Origin of the sequence: Nocardia sp. NPDC056000 (genome assembly GCF_042269265.1) — a bacterium.
Taxonomy (GTDB): domain Bacteria; phylum Actinomycetota; class Actinomycetes; order Mycobacteriales; family Mycobacteriaceae; genus Nocardia.
Genome location: NZ_JBHJXS010000009.1, coordinates 235,545 through 250,290 on the forward strand (window position 1 = coordinate 235,545; position 14,746 = coordinate 250,290).

The following is a 14,746-nucleotide window of genomic DNA, read 5'->3' on the forward strand; positions in this document are numbered from 1 at the left end:
CCTCAGCTATCGCTCGCCATCGTGCCCCAGACCAGGCAGAAAGGATGCCCCGCCGGGTCACGAAAGACCCTGAAGTTGTCCTCCCCCTCGGCGTCGGTCACCCGAGTCGCGCCCAGCGCCAACACATCTCGCTGGGCAGTCTCGATCTCGTCCACCTCGATGTCGAGATGGAACTGCTGGGAACCGCGCGGATCCGGGAATCGCGGTGGCTCGTGTTCGGGTGCCAACTGGAACGCGAGTCGACGGCCCTGCGCGTCGGTCAATACCGTCCAGGTGTCATCGGCGGTTTCGACGGTGCCGCCGAGTACGCGCTGATAGAAACTCGCCAAGGCGGCGGGATCCCTACTGTCGAGCACTACCGAGCGAAGGTTTCCGATCATGAAACCCGGGTTGCCGATTTGCCGCCGCATAAACCGCGTTCCGCCCAGCGCCGGACGGTGGCCCGGCTTCCCAGGCCGACCGCTGGTCCATGAAAGGTCAGTTCCGCTTCATGCTGCCGACACTCAACGATCCGCTCGCCTGAACCCGCTGTCCCTGCTCCACCTCGCGAACGTACTCGGCGGGGTCCTTGTCCACAGGTTCGACACCGGTGAAGTTCCGCGCCTCGAACGCAGCGAACGACACCGCGAGCTGGTGCCGCGTCTGCAACCCGGCCAGGCGACGGAAGTCGGTGAGCCCTTCACGCTCCTCCTCGGCCATGTGATCGCTATTGGCCAGGTTCGCCGCCGCCACGGCCGCATACCAGGCGTCGGTACCGACCGGATGCGATGCCACATCGGCGATCGCGTCCCGAATCTCGTTGTGGTCGTGGATCGCGTCGAGCGTCTCGTCCTCGACCCCGCCCTTACGGTGTGCGGCGATGCCGACCCGCAGCAATGCCGGATAGAAGATCTCCTCCTCGGCAAGGGCGTGTAACTCGAGAAATGCGGCCAGTCTGGCCCATATCGCCGACAGCACACCGGTGTCGGAGCGATCGATCTGCTCCAGGATCGCGAAGAGCCGCCGCTGCTCGCGGTGGTCATCAAGGATCAGCTCGGTGATATCCACAGTTCCTCCCTGACAAGGCATCTCAGGTCAGCATGCCTGAGGAGTCGCCGACTGCGCCGACGAAGCGCGGGTAAAGGCGGAGCGGATTTCGGATCGGCGACGAGCGGACCCGGAATCGCCTCAGCGCGGAACGTCGCCCTCGAAGTCCATATTCGCGGCCTGATCCTCGGTGGTGGCTTCGGGATCTTTCCGCGCCGTCGATTGCTCGTCATCGTCCCGCCGGGAGGCGATGGTTTCGGCTTGCTCTTTGTCGGATTTCGCGGTCATCCTCGGTCCTTTCCCAATGCCTTGGCGAATTGCGTGTTGATCATGTGGAGCGCATCTGCGCCATACCCGGACGCACACAGCGCAAACCCGAGGTCGCTGTGTGGAGACGGGCGTCGGCGAACCTCACGCCAACGGAGTGTCATCCAGCACTTCCGCCAGATCGCCCGGGGTGTCGTACAGCTCGAGGGCGCCCGCACCGCGAAGCTCGTCGTCTCCGAAACCTCCGGATCGCACAATGATCGCTGGCATGGCGGCGCGTTTGGCCGCTTCGACATCCCACACCGAGTCGCCGATCATGACGCTCGAGGCGTCCTGCGGCGCGGACAGCTTCTTCAGAGCCACCCGCAGTAGATCGGGCGCTGGTTTGGATGTCTCCACATCGTCGCTGGTGGTCCAATCGTCGATGATGTCGCGCGCGTCCAGCTTGTCCAGAAAGATGTCCACGTGGCGCTGTTGACCGGAGCTGGCGAGCACCACCCGGTGACCGCGCTGCTTGATGGCCAGGAGCAGCTCGCGCGCACCGGGTAGCGGCACCATCTCCTCGATCAGTGCGTCGACCTCTTTGCCCTGCTGATCGCGGGCCTGATCACCCACGCGCCGCTCCAGATCCGCACCGCCGAGCGCCGTCAACAACTGGTCTCCGCCCATGCCGATGAGCCGATGCAGCCGCCAGATGGGGTACGTCTCACCGACCGAGCGCAAAGCCCGGAACCATGCCAAAGCATGCTGATAGTTGGAGTCGATGAGCGTCCCGTCGATGTCCAGGACAGCGATGGTGGATTCGGTCATCTACACCGGCTACCCGCTGATCTTGACCCTAAGCACGCTCAGCGGCTCGGACCAGCTGCCGTTGATCAAGCGCCAGTCGCCGATCTCCCGAACAGCGGCAGGCACTCGGCCAGTCCGGTCACTTCCACCGGCACGGTGCGACCGGCTGCCCATCGGGCACGGGTCAAACGGAATCGGTTGAGCACCAAGGGTTTGCCACGCACGGCGTGCATCTCGACGCCGTCGGGCTGATAACCGAGTTTGCGTGAGACGCCGTTCGAGCCGAGATTGTTCTCGTAAGCGCCCGACAGCGCGGTCTCGGCCCCGAGCTCGACGAAGGCCAGCGCCAGGACCGCCGCGCGCATCTCGGTTCCTATTCCTTGACCGTGATGGGTTCTGCCCAGCCATGATCCGGTGCTCACTTCGCCGCAGACGGCGAAATCCTTCGCGCCGATCGACTGCGAACCGACGACTTCACCATCGCGGAGCACGACGAGGTTGAGTTCCCATTCGTCCACGCGCCAGTCGGCCCAACAGCGCCAATGCCACTGCATCACGCTCCGTGCCACCTCATCAGGCTCGGCATCGGTCCACGCGATTCGGAACGGTTGCACCGCGGGGTCGTGGACGCCCGCGGCCGCCAAGGCGGCGAGTGCACCCAGGTCATCCAGGTCGGGGAGTCGCAATTCCAGGTTCGGCGTGCGAATTCGCAATCCGGCCAGAGGCCAATGGGAAATCAGGCTCATGGCGGTCATCATCGCCTCGGGGCGGTGTTGGCGACCACCGGATTTCGGTTCGCTCAACCGTCGCTCGATAGAGTCTTGACCCTCACACGGTGTCAGGTGGTCAGGTAGGAGGGGTCATGTTCAGCATTGGAGACTTCGCCCGGCACGGCCGCATTTCGGTCCGGATGCTGCGCCACTATGACGCGATCGGCCTGTTGCGGCCCGACCGGGTCGACCTGGTCAACGGCTACCGGTATTACAACGCCGCACAGCTGGCTCGCCTCAATCGCATAATCGCGCTCAAGGATCTCGGATTCACGCTCGCTCAGGTGCAGGAAATCCTGGACGAGAAGGTGACGACGGGGGAACTGCGCGCGATGCTGCGATTGCGGCAGGCCGAGCTGGGAGCGGCCATGCAGGCGGCTGCGGACCGGCTGGTTCAGGTCGAGGCGAGGCTCCGTTCGATCGAAAGTGAGGGGCGCATGCCTGCCTACGATGTCGTAATCAAGAAATTGCCCAGTGTGCGGGTTGCCGAATTGACCGGTGTGGCAACCGGTTTCGATAACATCAGTCCAGTCATCGGACCGCTGTACAGCGAGTTGACCAAACGCCTGGAGGCGGCGGGGATCGCCCTCTCCGGCCCCGGTATCGCGTATTACGAGGACGCTCCCGACGGCGGGATTCTGGTGCACGCGGGCGTCGAGGTCAGCGCACCGCTCGGGGAGGATGACGGATTGCGGATCGTGGATCTGCCGCCGGTCGAGAGTGCGGCGACCATTGTGCACCGCGGTTCGATGGCGACCGTGCTGCCGACCGTGCAGACACTGGGCCGCTGGATCGATGCGAATGGCTATCGCTCGACCGGCTATCCGAGGGAGATCAACCTGGAATGCCCTGCCGATCAAGATGATTGGGTGACCGAACTCCAGGAGCCGATCGCCAAACGGTGACGAACGGAGTGGGCCCCTACCGCGAAATGGTCGGGGCCCACTCGGTTTTCGGATCAGCCGAACAGTTTGCTCAAGAGCGGACCGATGATCGGGATGCCCGCGCTCCCGCTCGCACTGCCGGTGCTCGCGGGTGGCGGGTTGGTCACCACGACAGCGAGAGTCGCGGTCGGCGGTCGGGAGCCCGGCCAGCCGGCGCCGCTCGCGCAGCCGTATGCCTGGACCACGTGCGTGCCCGTGGTGGTGGGCGTCCATTGCACGGTGGCAAGCAGATTGGCGTCCGGGGCGATAGCGCGTCCGCCGAGCAGGTCACCGTCATAGGGATCCGAGTCGATCGCGACCCCCACCGTGCTCTGCACCTGGCAGTGCACCGTGATCGTGTAGGCGGTCCCTACATAGTGATCGGTGCCCGAAATCGTGATCGAAGTCGGCGTGGGCGGTGTGGTGTCGGCGACCGATTGCCCCGCACCCATCGCCACCGAGGCGACAGCCGCCGCGGTCAGTATGCCCGCCCCAAACCAACGGCCTTGTGCTGCTGTTGTTTTCATACGTCTCCCATGTGTCAAGTGCCCTTACGGGCAGGCAGACGTTAGCACTGCAAAGAGTCCTTGCGGACGGGTTTTGAAAATCAATATTTCCGCAATTCGGCACCCCGCTCAGCGGGACCAACGTGCCACCGAACGTTCAGCCCTTGGGCGGATCCGACTGGCGCGGCTCAGGATTGGCGCTCGGCAATCGGACGATGCCGTTTGCCAGGTCCACGCCGAGCGGGTCCCCGGAAGTCTCGAGTTGTTCGCCGCGCATCTCACGGCTGCGAAGTTCCTCCTGGGTGTGCTGACTCGACGGGGCCACCAGTGCCTGCAATTTCCCGAACAGCCCCGCCCCACCGCCACCTGTCGACTCGCTGCGCGAGGAGATCCAGCCCCGACGCTCCGCGAAGACGAGGGCCCGATCCAAGACAATCGCGAACACGACGATGCCGACAATCACCCACACGACGGTCATACAAACCCCTTCCGTCCGCGGTTTCGACGGTACGCCTCGTCACTGTTGAGTACCGGGCGGCCTGCGCGGAGTGGGATGGTGGCCCCGCCAACGAGCCATCGAGGAACGGGCACGGCGACCGCGATATCGACAACAGCTATGAGATAGCTATCTCACTTGATGCCTTTCCCTGGATATCAATCGATCGAGGTTACAGAATTTAGCAACTAATCAGCGAATGCACAGTATGCCGGTAGCCACCAGGAGGAACGGTGCAGACAACCAGTTCCACCGCATCGATGGCGGATGGTTTGCGCGGCCCACTTCGAGCGCTTCGTCGCTGGTGGGCGTCAGCGCCGATGCTGGGCGGAGTCTCCATGGTGGTCATTTTGGCTGCCTTCGGCCGGCCCGGCCCGGTGTGGGCAGTGGTGTATTTCGTCATAGGGTTCGCCGGCGGAGCGTACTTTCGCAGGATCGATACATCGCGCCGATTCGGTGCCCGCGAACTCCAACTCGAGTTCTACACCGCACAGGACGAGCGTCGACTCCCCGATCGAATCCATCCGCCGTGGTGGCATGAGCACATCATCGCCGAGCGGAACCGACTGCGGAAGCAACAGCTCCAAGGATGGGTGATCGCCCTGTTCGGACTGTGGGCAGCGGCGATGTTGGTCGCCCAAGCATCGATTGCGGGATTTCGGCTCGTGCCGACCGGGATTCTGGTCCTGTACCTGTTGCTCTGCGCCGGTTACGTCACCTGGTACCGACTCATGCGCCCGAGCCTGCTCGCCGACCTCGATGAACTAGCCCGTCAAGGTCGGTCGCGTGGGTATCGAATCGGATGAACGCAGCGTCGAACCGGGACCAGCCGCCGGCTCGGGTCGTCGTAGTACTAACCGCCCTGTGTCAGAGCGAGTTTGACCGTGATCGGCTGCCTTTCGGAAACCACCGTGCCGGGGGCCGGACTCTGATCGACGACGAAATACGTTGGACTGTCGCCACTGTCGAATAGCACATTGTGTCCATCGGGTGCGCTTGCGGTCGTCACGTGGAAGCACGCGCCGTCGCCTTGAATCGCCGAGTCGAGCCGTTGTCCCCGCCAATCGGGCAGGGCGAGCGGCCACGGTTTAGCGTGGCATTGATCGGTGACCGATGCGGCCGTCGTCGCCGTGGCGGGTGACCGCGATTCACTGTTTGTCGAACCCCCGCACGCGGTTACGCCGACCATGAGTCCCGCGCACAGCATGCCGACCCCAACAAATCTTGCGGACACCAAGTCTCCCTTATTGATTGAGCATCGAACGCACCGCAATCCTCGCATGCGGGGGTTGCGCTGCCGTCAGAAGGTGAACAATCCCCAGGTGATCGACCACGTGAACCACAGGCAACCGGCGAGAAGCGGAGCGACCTGTGAGAATCGTTGCCGTATCGGCAGTTTCGTGCGGACCGCCGCCAGTGCGCTGCCCGCGAATAATGCGGCGGTGAGCACCGCCAGCAGTTGCAGGACGAGCCATGCCAATGGACGCGACGCGATGATCGGGCCGGTTGTTCGAGCGTTGAAGGCGAGGATCGAGATTGCGTAGGCGACCGTAGCGAGTACCGACAGGAGTCCGGTGCAGACAAGTGCGCGGGTGCGGCGTCGAGTGGTCGAACCGGTGTGGGTATCTCGATGAGCAAACGTCCGCCACAGACAGATGGTGAAGACGAGAACCAGGGCAGCGATCAGGGCCAGTTGTGTTCGCGCGGAGGTTGTCCAGCCGTGGCCGGGATCGCTACTGGTGACAGCTTGAATCGGTGGGGTGGCCGCGGACGACGGAGGTGGAGTGCCGCCCGTTACCCGGTGAATCCAGGTCGTCATGGTGTCGAGGTAGCCGGGTGCGAATGCTCCACGAGGCGCTCCCGGACTCGGTGCGGTGCCGAGTCGGTCGAATCCGTCGGTGGTCGCGCGGCCGTTGTGTGCGGTATCGGGGAGGAAGCCGATGGTGACCGAGGGTGCGGCGGTGAGTGTGTTCCGCAGTACCGCGGCGCTTTCGGCGGGAGGCACCTGCACGTCGTATTGGCCCCAGAGGGCGAGGACGGGAATGTGCAGGGCGGCGAGGGCGGGTAGTGGGTCGAAGTTTGCTTCGGGGAAGGCGCCGGTGTCGCCGAGGAGGCGGGCGGCGGGACCGGCGATGGTGTCGCTCAGTGATCCGCCCGCGCCGCGATGGCGCAATGTCATTGCCAGACTCCAGGTTTGCGTACGCAGGGGGCTGAAGCCGGATGCACCGAGGGTGAGCACGAAGGCGATATCGCCGGAGCGTGAGGCCGCGAGTGGGGCGACCCAGCCGCCTTCGCTGAATCCCCAGACTCCGACCTGATCGGCTCTGACACCCGTTGTGCGGCGCAGGGTTTGGACTGCGGCCAGGGTGTCGTCGGCCAGTAGCGAGAAGTCTCGATGGGCGTATGAGTAGCCGTCCGTGCGTTTGTCGTAAACGAGTGCGGTGAGTCCCGCCGCGGCGAAAGCGCGTGCCTCGTACTGGACTTGGGTGCGGGGTACCGGGCCCGAGCCGCCCACCAGGACGATCCCCGGCAGCTGCGCGTGTGGCTCGGCCGGGCCGATCACGGTGCCGTGCAGGGTCAGGCCGTTGCCGCCCGTGAATGTCACGTCGGTGCAGGTGAAGCCGTCGCAGTCGAATGGCGTTGTGGCGGTGGCCGGTCCGGCCGGGGCGATGGACAAGACCGCCATGAGTAGCGCGAGCACACATGCGACGCCGAATAGGCGGCTGACAGGGAGGTGGTTCATGGCTAGCCCCTTGGAGCGGTCTTCAGATCTCCGGAAAGCCGAACATGCGCAGCAGGACGGCTTTTCGGTCGGGATCGGAGTCGTCGGCCAGGCCGTAGCGCTGGACGAGTTGGATGTATTCCTCGAAGAACTCGCGCAGCTGTGCAGGATCGACGCGAATCGTGGCGCGCGAGAACAGGAACGCGTCGGCCCACTCCCCCAGCTCGGGCGCCGCGCGCTCGTACGCTTCGTAGAGTTCGACCAGTTCGGCCAGGTTGTGCCGGGTCATTTCCGCAGTGGCCGTGCGCATTTCGTCGGTCTGTTCACTGTAGGCAGGGAAGCGACGGTCGCCCGGCACCGCGCGCCACCAGCGCTCCTTGCCGCTGGCGAGTTCGGGAACCTCCTCGACGAAGCCATGTTTGGCCAGCTGGCGCAGGTGATAGCTGGTGAGGCCGGTGCTCTCGCCCAATGCCTGGGCCAATGAGGTGGCATTCACCGGGCCTTTGCGTAGCTGTTCTTCGATCCGGCGGCGCAGCGGATGGGCGAGCAGACGCAGAACGGCGATATCGGTGATGGTCCGAGCGGGTGGTCGATCTGCCATGGCTCCGACCATAATTCATGCAAAGGTAGTTTGCAAAGCCTCTTTGCAACTGTCTCGATGGCCGCCCGACAGCCGGCTCGTGCGAGCCGCGCGGCAAGACCACCCGTCGTGATCGAGAATGGCTAGCAAGTAGCAAACGCGCTTTACCTCAGACGAATAGAGATAATCGCCTTAGAACTTCACCTTCGAACCGGTAGGTGTGGTGTAGATCACACATTTCAGCCAACCCTTAGCTACCACCTGGACGAAGTCTTACTCGGGGGATGGACCAACCGAAGGGACACCGATGCTCACCTCGGCTCTACCCAGGGCGCTGATCCGGGCGCTGATTGCCATGGCGGCAGCGACGACAGCTCTCGCCATCGCAGCCCCGGCCGCACACGCGGGCGCGCTCTACCCGATAGCCGAGCCCGACGGGTTCTATTACGGTCCCGCTAATCTCGGTGACTTCGCACCCGGAGACATTCTGGGTTCCCGACCGGTGGCCGCACACCCGTGGCCCGGAGCCACGGTGTGGCAGTTGTCTTTTCGCTCGACCAATTCCCAGGGCGCACCCATCCCCGCCGTCACGACCCTGATCATCCCAGCAGGGGGCGGCGCGAACCGTCCGCTGCTGTCGTATCAGCCGTTCGTCAATTCCCTGGGCCTGCAATGCGCTCCTTCGCACGCGTTGTTCGACGGCGGACTCAAGGAGGCGGGCGCGCTCAATATGCTGCTGGCGCGCGGCTGGGCGCTGGCGGTGCCCGATCACCTCGGACCGACCAGTGCCTACGGTGCGGCTCGCCTCGGCGGGCAGATCACCCTCGACGGCATCCGCGCGGTCAAGCGCTTCGCGCCCGCCGGACTCGCGGGGTCCCCGGTCGGCATGGCAGGTTACTCCGGTGGCGCGATGTCCACCGGTTTCGCCGCCGCGCTGGCACCCGAGTACGCGCCCGAGTTGCCGATTGTCGGTGCCGCACAGGGTGGTTTGCCGGTCAATCCCGGCAAGATGGCCATCGCTGTGGGCGATACTCCGCATCCGTTGTTCGGGCTCGGTTTCGCGGTGGCGATGGGCGTCGAACGCGAATACCCGTCCGCGCTGCCACTGGATCGAGCGCTGACCCCGGCCGGATTCGCACTGCGTGATCGCATCGCCAACGCCTGCACCGACGACATCATCTCCGCGGGCGCGGGTCACTCGATCGGCGAAATGTTCAACCGCGGTATGGAAAACGATCCGACCATGATCGCGGCCATGCATGACAATGCGCTCGAGGTCGCCCCGGAGGTGCCGCGCGCGCCGATCTATCAGTGGCACGGCGGCAGCGATCAGGTGCCGCTCGATCAAGCGCTGGCCACGGCCGGACGCTATTGCGCCGCGGGCACTCCCGTGCAGTTCGACATCATCGGCGGCGATCACGCCACCGCGATGCTGCCGGGCGCGATGCGGGCCATGAACTATCTGTCGGACCGTTTCGCGGGCATTCCGGCACCTTCCAACTGTCACTGACACCCTCGTATTCAGAAGGGACACAAAATGACTCGCCGCCTGCTGCGGGGTCTCACGACGATATGCCTGCTGCTGGCGGCGCTGCTGCCCGCTGCGGCGCACGCCGATCCGGGCGGTGGCCCGGCGCTATTGGGCGTACGGCCGCTCGGCGGCAATCAGTTCGAGGCCAGCGTGTATTCGGCGGCGATGGATCGGGTTGTCCCGGTGTGGATTTCTCACCCGGGGCATTCCGCGCCCGCACTGTATCTGCTCAATGCGATCGACGGCGGCGAGGCGGGCGGGCCCTGGACCCAGCGCACCGACGCGGCGGCATTCTTCGCCGATAAACCGGTGACCGTGATCCAGCCGATCGGCGGTCGCGCCTCGCTCTACACCGACTGGGCCGCCGACGATCCGGTGCTCGGACGCAATAAATGGTCCAGCTTCCTGCTCGATGAACTGCCCGCCGTGCTGTCCGATCGATTCGCGTTGAACGGCGCCAATGCCATTGCGGGAACATCGATGTCGGCGGGGTCGGCCTTGGCTCTGGCCGCCGCCGCACCCGGGCGGTTCGCGGCGGTCGGCTCATACAGCGGCTGCCCGCGCACCGACGATCCGGTCTCGCGGGCGATGGTGCGGGCGCAGCTCCGGCTGTTCGGCGCGAACCCGGACAATATGTGGTCTCCGGGTGATCCCGCCTGGGCGGCCAACGACGCGGTGCTCAATGCCGAGCGGTTACGCGGTGTGGCGCTGTACATTTCGGCGGGCAATGGGATGCCCGGCATCCACGACACCCTCGGCGATCCTTCGATCGGCGGCGATGTCCCGCGCTTGACCGACCGGCTGGCGATCGGCGGAACCATGGAAACAGTGGTGCACGACTGCACCCGGTCCCTGACCGATCGTCTTGCGGCGCTGGGTATCCCGGCTACCACCGTCTTCCGCAACGGCACGCACGCCTGGCCGTACTGGCAGGACGATCTGCACGACTCGTGGCCGGTGTTCGCCGCCGCCCTGGGTGTGTGAGAGCGGGTCCACCTCAGCGGTCGCTCGGTGCCGGAAGCCAGTTCCGCACCGAGCGCCCGCATGACTATCCGATCAGACAGCGCCGGTGAACAGGCCCGCCTGAGTGGTGTGCACGGCGCGTTCGATCACCTGCACCACCGGTGCGCACACGCCCTCGCGCTGCTGCGCGCGGGCCCGCCGCTCCACCACATCCGGTGCCCAACCGGCACATTGGGCTCCGGTAGCGCGCACCGATGACAGCAACGCGAGCAATCCCGCGGTCCTCGAGTCCGCAGGATGGCAGTCCAGCAGTACCCGCTGCAATTGCGAGCGGAGCCGCCGTTTGCCCGCCACGTCGACGGTGGGCCAGCTATCGACCCCGAACACACCCAGTACGCGCGTGCGCTCACATCGCACCCGCCCCCGTGCGATCAGCCGGACCAGCAGATCGTCGCGCAAGCCACGCCCGAGCCCATCGAGCAGTCGCGCCGGAGTCTGCGGCTTACCCGCGATCGCCGCCCGCGCGGCGAGCAGGATTCCATCGGTGTCCGCGAGCGGCGTATCGAGGTTCGCGATCGCGCGCGGTGCGCGGCGGCTCTCGACAATCCGTACCGCCGGCACCGGCCGGTTCGGTGCGACACTGGTCAATTCGAGCAGCACCGCACCGGCCACCACTCTGTCCATGACCGGACGGGCGAGCATCGGCTCCCCGGTGCGGTCATCATGCAATAGCCACAGCAGGTCCTCGGCGATCAACGGTGTCATGCCGGCAACCCTGCCGCAGCCTCGCTGTGGACACGCTGAGAGACACGGCCGGCCTGCCCGGAGTGTTATCGAATGGCACGAAGACGTCGGGATATCACTCGTCACAGGACTGCCCACCCACGCATTTCTCACCGACCGAGAGCGTGTAGCGCCACGCAGTCCACGTCGTCCCGACACCATCGACCTTCAGATCTCGTTGCGCCGCAAGCGCTCTCGGCGAGCCGCCACCGCGATTCCGGCCACCATCGGGATCGTCACCGCGAGCGATATCCAGCCCGTCCCCAATCCCAGCCCGTCCGAATGCGATGACGCCAACCAGTCGGTAATGGACGCACCCAGCGGGCGGGTGACGACGTAGGCCGACCAGAACGCCGCGACCGCGCCCATCCCGAACCAGCGATGCGCGACGGCGGGCACGGCGATCGCGACACCGAACAACACCGCCGAGGCCAGGTAACCCAGATGCAGGGTCGCAGCGGTCAGATCCCCGGCCACGGTGCCCAGCGCGAAGGTCGTCATGACCGTCGCCCAATAGAACGCCTCCCGGCGCCGCGTCGTAATGCTGTGCACGGAAAGTGTTCTCTCACTCCGGTACCAGGCCGCCAGAATGCTCGCGACGGCGATCGAGAACGCGATCGTGGACGCGGGCAGCGGAATACCCGCCACGAAATCGACGATATCGGCGACCATGGTGCCCACGATGCTCACCATCACCACCGCGGTCCAATAGATCCACACCTGATACCTCGACGCACGGAATTGCAGCCACAGACTCACGCTCAACAGGAGCACTCCGCCACCGACCGCCACCTCCGGCGGAAAGGTGTTCACCAGGAAATCGGAGAACGTCTCCCCCATTCCGGTGGACAGGATCTTGATCAGCCAGAACAGCACGCTGATCTCGGGGACTTTGCTCAACAACTGACGCGCGGGCGAAACAGGCGCCGTCACAGGGTTTGTCACGCGCACAGACTCGCAGCAGCCCGTTGAGAAACCGCTGTGAACGCCGAGTTGCGGGCCATCGCGGTCTGTGCGTTCCAAAGGGTTACGCCCACCGAGGCGTCCAACCCTCGGTGACGGGTGCGGACTCTCGCCGGGAGTGCAGATAGTCGCGCAGAGTCACCAGGGCAGGGTGAGGGTTGTCGGTGCGCCAGATGATCGAGAGGGGATAGATCAGGGCGGGTTTGCGGATGGGGATGCGGCGTAGGTCGTAGCTGTCGGGCCAGAGGAAGCGGGTGCCTTCGCCGATCAGGGTGGCCAGGTCATTGGATTCGGAGATCTCCTCCAGGAGCGCTTCTTTCGCGAAGACCGGGCCTAGTCGGTCGATGGTGAAGCCGAAGGTGGTGGTGAGTTCGGTGAAATAGTCGGCTACTTCGCCTTGAGTGGGGAGGCCGGGCATCCAGATTCGGTGGCCGGGTAGTTGATGCGGGCTGAGGGTGCGGGCGTTGGCGAGGGGGTGGCGGGGGCCGACGAGGAGTTGGTGGGGTTCGTCGATTATTCGAGCGGTGCGGATCGATTCGGGGAGGCGGTGGTGCGTGGGGACGGCGTGGAAGGTCGCGTCGATTGTTCCGGTGTCGACGGCGGTGACCGCCCCGTCCAGGTCGGCGTCGAGGGTGATGATGTCCAGGTCGATGCCGGGGTGTGCGCGGTGGAAGTCGTGCAAGAGTGTGGAGGTGATGATGCGGCGGGCGACGATGTCGACGCGCAGCGCCCGGCGGCCGGGGCGCACCGAAGCGTCGGCGCGGTCGGCTACGCGGAGGAGTTCGCGAGCATGCGGGAGGAAGGCTTGGCCGTCGATGGTCAGTTGCGCGCCTCGGGGAGTGCGGGCGAACAGTCGCACGTCGAGGTATTTCTCCAGTGCCGCAATGCGTTTGGAGACAGCCTGCTGGGTGATCGACAGGGCGTCGGCGGCTTCGGAGAATTGGCCCGTCTCCGCGGCGGTGACGAAGGTGCGCACGGCGTTGAGATCCACGCAGCCAACCTAGTCGAACAACCGTTGGTTGTGGCTCGCCGATCGGGTTGTTGTTTGATCGGCACTCTTCGGCCTTGCTTTGATCTCAGCGATCAACAGTGAGTTGTTCGGTGAGAGGTGGATTTCGTGGCTGCCAGACGATCTTTGGGCCGCCGGTTCCGATGGCTGTGGACGTCCTATGCGGTCAGCGCGTATGGCTCGGGGTTGGGGTTCGGGGCGCTACCGCTCATCGCGGTGCTGGTATTGGATGCCAGTCCGATCGAGGTGTCGATGCTGGCGGCGATGGGGCCGGCGGTGGGGGCGCTGATCGCGCTGCCGCTCGGGCCTTGGGTGGAGTTTCGGCGTAAGCGGCCGGTGATGGTCGCGATGGATGTGATTCGGTGCGCGGCCATGGTGTCGATTCCGATTGCGTACGCGGTGGGGTGGCTCGGATTCGTTCAGCTGCTTGTTGTTTCGGCGGTGGTGGCCGCCGCCAAGATCGCGTTCAACGCGGCGAGCGGGGCCTATCTCAAATCCATTGTCCGGCAAGAGAATCTGCTCGTTGCCAATGCGCGGTTCGAATCGACGAACTGGAGTTCCATTGCCGTCGGCCCGCCACTGGGTGGCGCGGCGATCGGGGTATTCGGGCCGGTGGTCACGGTGGTGGCGGATGCGCTGAGTTACCTGCTTTCCGCGTTGGCGCTCAGCGCGATTCGCGATCGGGACGAAGAGCCGCCACATGTCGGCGCACCCGGGATGCGGGGTGGGCAACTGTTCGACGGTTGGCGGCATTTGTTCACGCACCCCGGCCTGCGTGCGCTCTATCTCAATCAGCTGATCGTCAGCGGATTGATCATGGCTACCGAACCGCTGTTGGCTGTCCTGCTACTGCGAGAGCTCGGATTCGCGCCCTGGCAATACGGACTCGCTTTCGCCGCGCCCTGCCTGGGTGGGCTGATCGGCTCGCGGCTGGCGAGTCGCGTGGTGGCGCGATATGGGCGAGACCGGATCCTGCGAGTGGTCGGCGCCTTGCGCGCGGTCTGGCTGATCGGCCTGGTCTTCGTTCAGCCCGGGCTCGTCGGTCTGGTGACCGTGATGGGCGTTGAGCTCGCGATTATCATCAGCATGAGCCTGTACAACCCGGTGCTGGCCACCTATCGACTCGAGCACACACCTGAAGAGCTTGTCGCGCGAACGCTTTCAGCCTGGTCCGTCGGCACGGGCGCAGCCATTGCCACGCTGAGCACACTCGGCGGAGCAATAGCGGCTCTCACCAGTGCGCGCACGGCGATTGCGGTTGCGGGGCTGCTGATCCTCGCCAGCCCGCTACTGTTCCCCCGGCGCGAAGGCTCCCGGCCCACGGAATCCCCGGGTTCGGAATTGATCACCCAAACGGGAATTAAGTCCCGTTAGCGCTGGTTACCCCTTCCGTCTCCACTTAACGGAACTTCAGAACC

Annotated in this window: 17 protein-coding genes; 5 read left to right on the forward strand and 12 right to left on the reverse strand. The window is 65.1% G+C overall.

All coding sequences use genetic code 11. The features are described from left to right. Nucleotides 1-2: 2 nt before the first annotated feature. The 5 genes from ACFC4D_RS26420 to ACFC4D_RS26440 all read right to left on the reverse strand — a co-directional run bounded on the left by ACFC4D_RS26420 (nt 3) and on the right by ACFC4D_RS26440 (nt 2,828). Nucleotides 3-380, reverse strand: coding sequence for a VOC family protein (locus ACFC4D_RS26420; protein WP_376067431.1), 378 nt, complete (start codon nt 378-380; stop codon nt 3-5). 97 nt (nt 381-477) lie between these two features. Continuing rightward, complete coding sequence (locus ACFC4D_RS26425) at nt 478-1,047, reverse strand: hemerythrin domain-containing protein (protein WP_376067433.1); 570 nt, start codon at nt 1,045-1,047, stop codon at nt 478-480. Between the two features lie 120 nt (nt 1,048-1,167). Then, nucleotides 1,168-1,314 (reverse strand): hypothetical protein, encoded by a 147-nt coding sequence (locus ACFC4D_RS26430; RefSeq protein ID WP_376067435.1) that lies wholly within the window; start codon nt 1,312-1,314, stop codon nt 1,168-1,170. A 123-nt stretch (nt 1,315-1,437) separates the two neighbouring features. Beyond that, entirely contained in the window at nt 1,438-2,103 is a 666-nt protein-coding gene (locus ACFC4D_RS26435; protein WP_376067438.1) for an HAD family hydrolase, read from the reverse strand. Nucleotides 2,104-2,168: 65 nt separating this feature from the next. After that, the gene (locus tag ACFC4D_RS26440; RefSeq protein WP_376067441.1) at nt 2,169-2,828 is read right to left on the reverse strand and encodes a GNAT family N-acetyltransferase; all 660 of its coding nucleotides are present in this window, start codon (nt 2,826-2,828) and stop codon (nt 2,169-2,171) included. A gap of 116 nt (nt 2,829-2,944) precedes the next feature. On the opposite strand from ACFC4D_RS26440, the gene ACFC4D_RS26445 reads away from it, so the two are divergent. Beyond that, complete coding sequence (locus ACFC4D_RS26445) at nt 2,945-3,757, forward strand: MerR family transcriptional regulator (protein WP_376067443.1); 813 nt, start codon at nt 2,945-2,947, stop codon at nt 3,755-3,757. A 53-nt stretch (nt 3,758-3,810) separates the two neighbouring features. Here the strand turns inward: ACFC4D_RS26445 and ACFC4D_RS26450 are convergent, their stop codons facing one another. Beyond that, a complete protein-coding gene (locus tag ACFC4D_RS26450) occupies nt 3,811-4,302 on the reverse strand; it encodes a hypothetical protein (RefSeq protein ID WP_376067446.1) in 492 nt (163 codons plus the stop codon). A gap of 136 nt (nt 4,303-4,438) precedes the next feature. Beyond that, nucleotides 4,439-4,759 (reverse strand): DUF6191 domain-containing protein, encoded by a 321-nt coding sequence (locus ACFC4D_RS26455; RefSeq protein WP_376067448.1) that lies wholly within the window; start codon nt 4,757-4,759, stop codon nt 4,439-4,441. A 356-nt stretch (nt 4,760-5,115) separates the two neighbouring features. Between ACFC4D_RS26455 and ACFC4D_RS26460 the strand changes: the two genes are divergently transcribed. Beyond that, on the forward strand, nt 5,116-5,583 hold the full coding sequence (locus tag ACFC4D_RS26460) for a hypothetical protein (protein ID WP_376067449.1): 468 nt from the start codon (nt 5,116-5,118) through the stop codon (nt 5,581-5,583). Between the two features lie 494 nt (nt 5,584-6,077). Here the strand turns inward: ACFC4D_RS26460 and ACFC4D_RS26465 are convergent, their stop codons facing one another. Continuing rightward, nucleotides 6,078-7,520, reverse strand: coding sequence for an alpha/beta hydrolase family protein (locus ACFC4D_RS26465; RefSeq protein WP_376067450.1), 1,443 nt, complete (start codon nt 7,518-7,520; stop codon nt 6,078-6,080). A 22-nt stretch (nt 7,521-7,542) separates the two neighbouring features. Beyond that, the gene (locus ACFC4D_RS26470) at nt 7,543-8,100 is read right to left on the reverse strand and encodes an ArsR/SmtB family transcription factor (protein ID WP_376067453.1); all 558 of its coding nucleotides are present in this window, start codon (nt 8,098-8,100) and stop codon (nt 7,543-7,545) included. Nucleotides 8,101-8,386: 286 nt separating this feature from the next. Between ACFC4D_RS26470 and ACFC4D_RS26475 the strand changes: the two genes are divergently transcribed. Next, the gene (locus tag ACFC4D_RS26475) at nt 8,387-9,589 is read left to right on the forward strand and encodes a lipase family protein (protein ID WP_376067456.1); all 1,203 of its coding nucleotides are present in this window, start codon (nt 8,387-8,389) and stop codon (nt 9,587-9,589) included. 27 nt (nt 9,590-9,616) lie between these two features. Then, the gene (locus ACFC4D_RS26480; protein ID WP_376067459.1) at nt 9,617-10,594 is read left to right on the forward strand and encodes an alpha/beta hydrolase; all 978 of its coding nucleotides are present in this window, start codon (nt 9,617-9,619) and stop codon (nt 10,592-10,594) included. A 72-nt stretch (nt 10,595-10,666) separates the two neighbouring features. Here ACFC4D_RS26480 and ACFC4D_RS26485 read toward each other — a convergent pair whose 3' ends face one another. From ACFC4D_RS26485 to ACFC4D_RS26495, 3 genes are all read right to left on the reverse strand, one after another. Beyond that, complete coding sequence (locus ACFC4D_RS26485; protein ID WP_376067461.1) at nt 10,667-11,338, reverse strand: GPP34 family phosphoprotein; 672 nt, start codon at nt 11,336-11,338, stop codon at nt 10,667-10,669. 186 nt (nt 11,339-11,524) lie between these two features. Further along, entirely contained in the window at nt 11,525-12,301 is a 777-nt protein-coding gene (locus tag ACFC4D_RS26490) for a hypothetical protein (protein WP_376067464.1), read from the reverse strand. 82 nt (nt 12,302-12,383) lie between these two features. Next, nucleotides 12,384-13,310, reverse strand: a complete 927-nt coding sequence (locus ACFC4D_RS26495) for a LysR family transcriptional regulator (protein WP_376067466.1) — start codon at nt 13,308-13,310, stop codon at nt 12,384-12,386. 126 nt (nt 13,311-13,436) lie between these two features. Here ACFC4D_RS26495 and ACFC4D_RS26500 point away from each other — a divergent pair, with 126 nt between their 5' ends. Continuing rightward, entirely contained in the window at nt 13,437-14,702 is a 1,266-nt protein-coding gene (locus tag ACFC4D_RS26500; RefSeq protein ID WP_376067469.1) for an MFS transporter, read from the forward strand. The last annotated feature ends 44 nt before the right edge of the window (nt 14,703-14,746 follow it).

Coding starts and splice junctions, on each gene's coding strand:
- ACFC4D_RS26455 (WP_376067448.1), bottom strand. CDS start 4,759: ATGACCGTCGTGTGGGTGATTGTCGGCATCGTCGTGTTCGCGATTGTC.
- ACFC4D_RS26460 (WP_376067449.1), top strand. CDS start 5,116: ATGGTGGTCATTTTGGCTGCCTTCGGCCGGCCCGGCCCGGTGTGGGCA.
- ACFC4D_RS26435 (WP_376067438.1), bottom strand. CDS start 2,103: ATGACCGAATCCACCATCGCTGTCCTGGACATCGACGGGACGCTCATC.
- ACFC4D_RS26420 (WP_376067431.1), bottom strand. CDS start 380: ATGATCGGAAACCTTCGCTCGGTAGTGCTCGACAGTAGGGATCCCGCC.
- ACFC4D_RS26450 (WP_376067446.1), bottom strand. CDS start 4,302: ATGAAAACAACAGCAGCACAAGGCCGTTGGTTTGGGGCGGGCATACTG.
- ACFC4D_RS26475 (WP_376067456.1), top strand. CDS start 8,387: ATGCTCACCTCGGCTCTACCCAGGGCGCTGATCCGGGCGCTGATTGCC.
- ACFC4D_RS26465 (WP_376067450.1), bottom strand. CDS start 7,520: ATGAACCACCTCCCTGTCAGCCGCCTATTCGGCGTCGCATGTGTGCTC.
- ACFC4D_RS26470 (WP_376067453.1), bottom strand. CDS start 8,100: ATGGCAGATCGACCACCCGCTCGGACCATCACCGATATCGCCGTTCTG.
- ACFC4D_RS26445 (WP_376067443.1), top strand. CDS start 2,945: ATGTTCAGCATTGGAGACTTCGCCCGGCACGGCCGCATTTCGGTCCGG.
- ACFC4D_RS26485 (WP_376067461.1), bottom strand. CDS start 11,338: ATGACACCGTTGATCGCCGAGGACCTGCTGTGGCTATTGCATGATGAC.
- ACFC4D_RS26480 (WP_376067459.1), top strand. CDS start 9,617: ATGACTCGCCGCCTGCTGCGGGGTCTCACGACGATATGCCTGCTGCTG.
- ACFC4D_RS26440 (WP_376067441.1), bottom strand. CDS start 2,828: ATGAGCCTGATTTCCCATTGGCCTCTGGCCGGATTGCGAATTCGCACG.
- ACFC4D_RS26430 (WP_376067435.1), bottom strand. CDS start 1,314: ATGACCGCGAAATCCGACAAAGAGCAAGCCGAAACCATCGCCTCCCGG.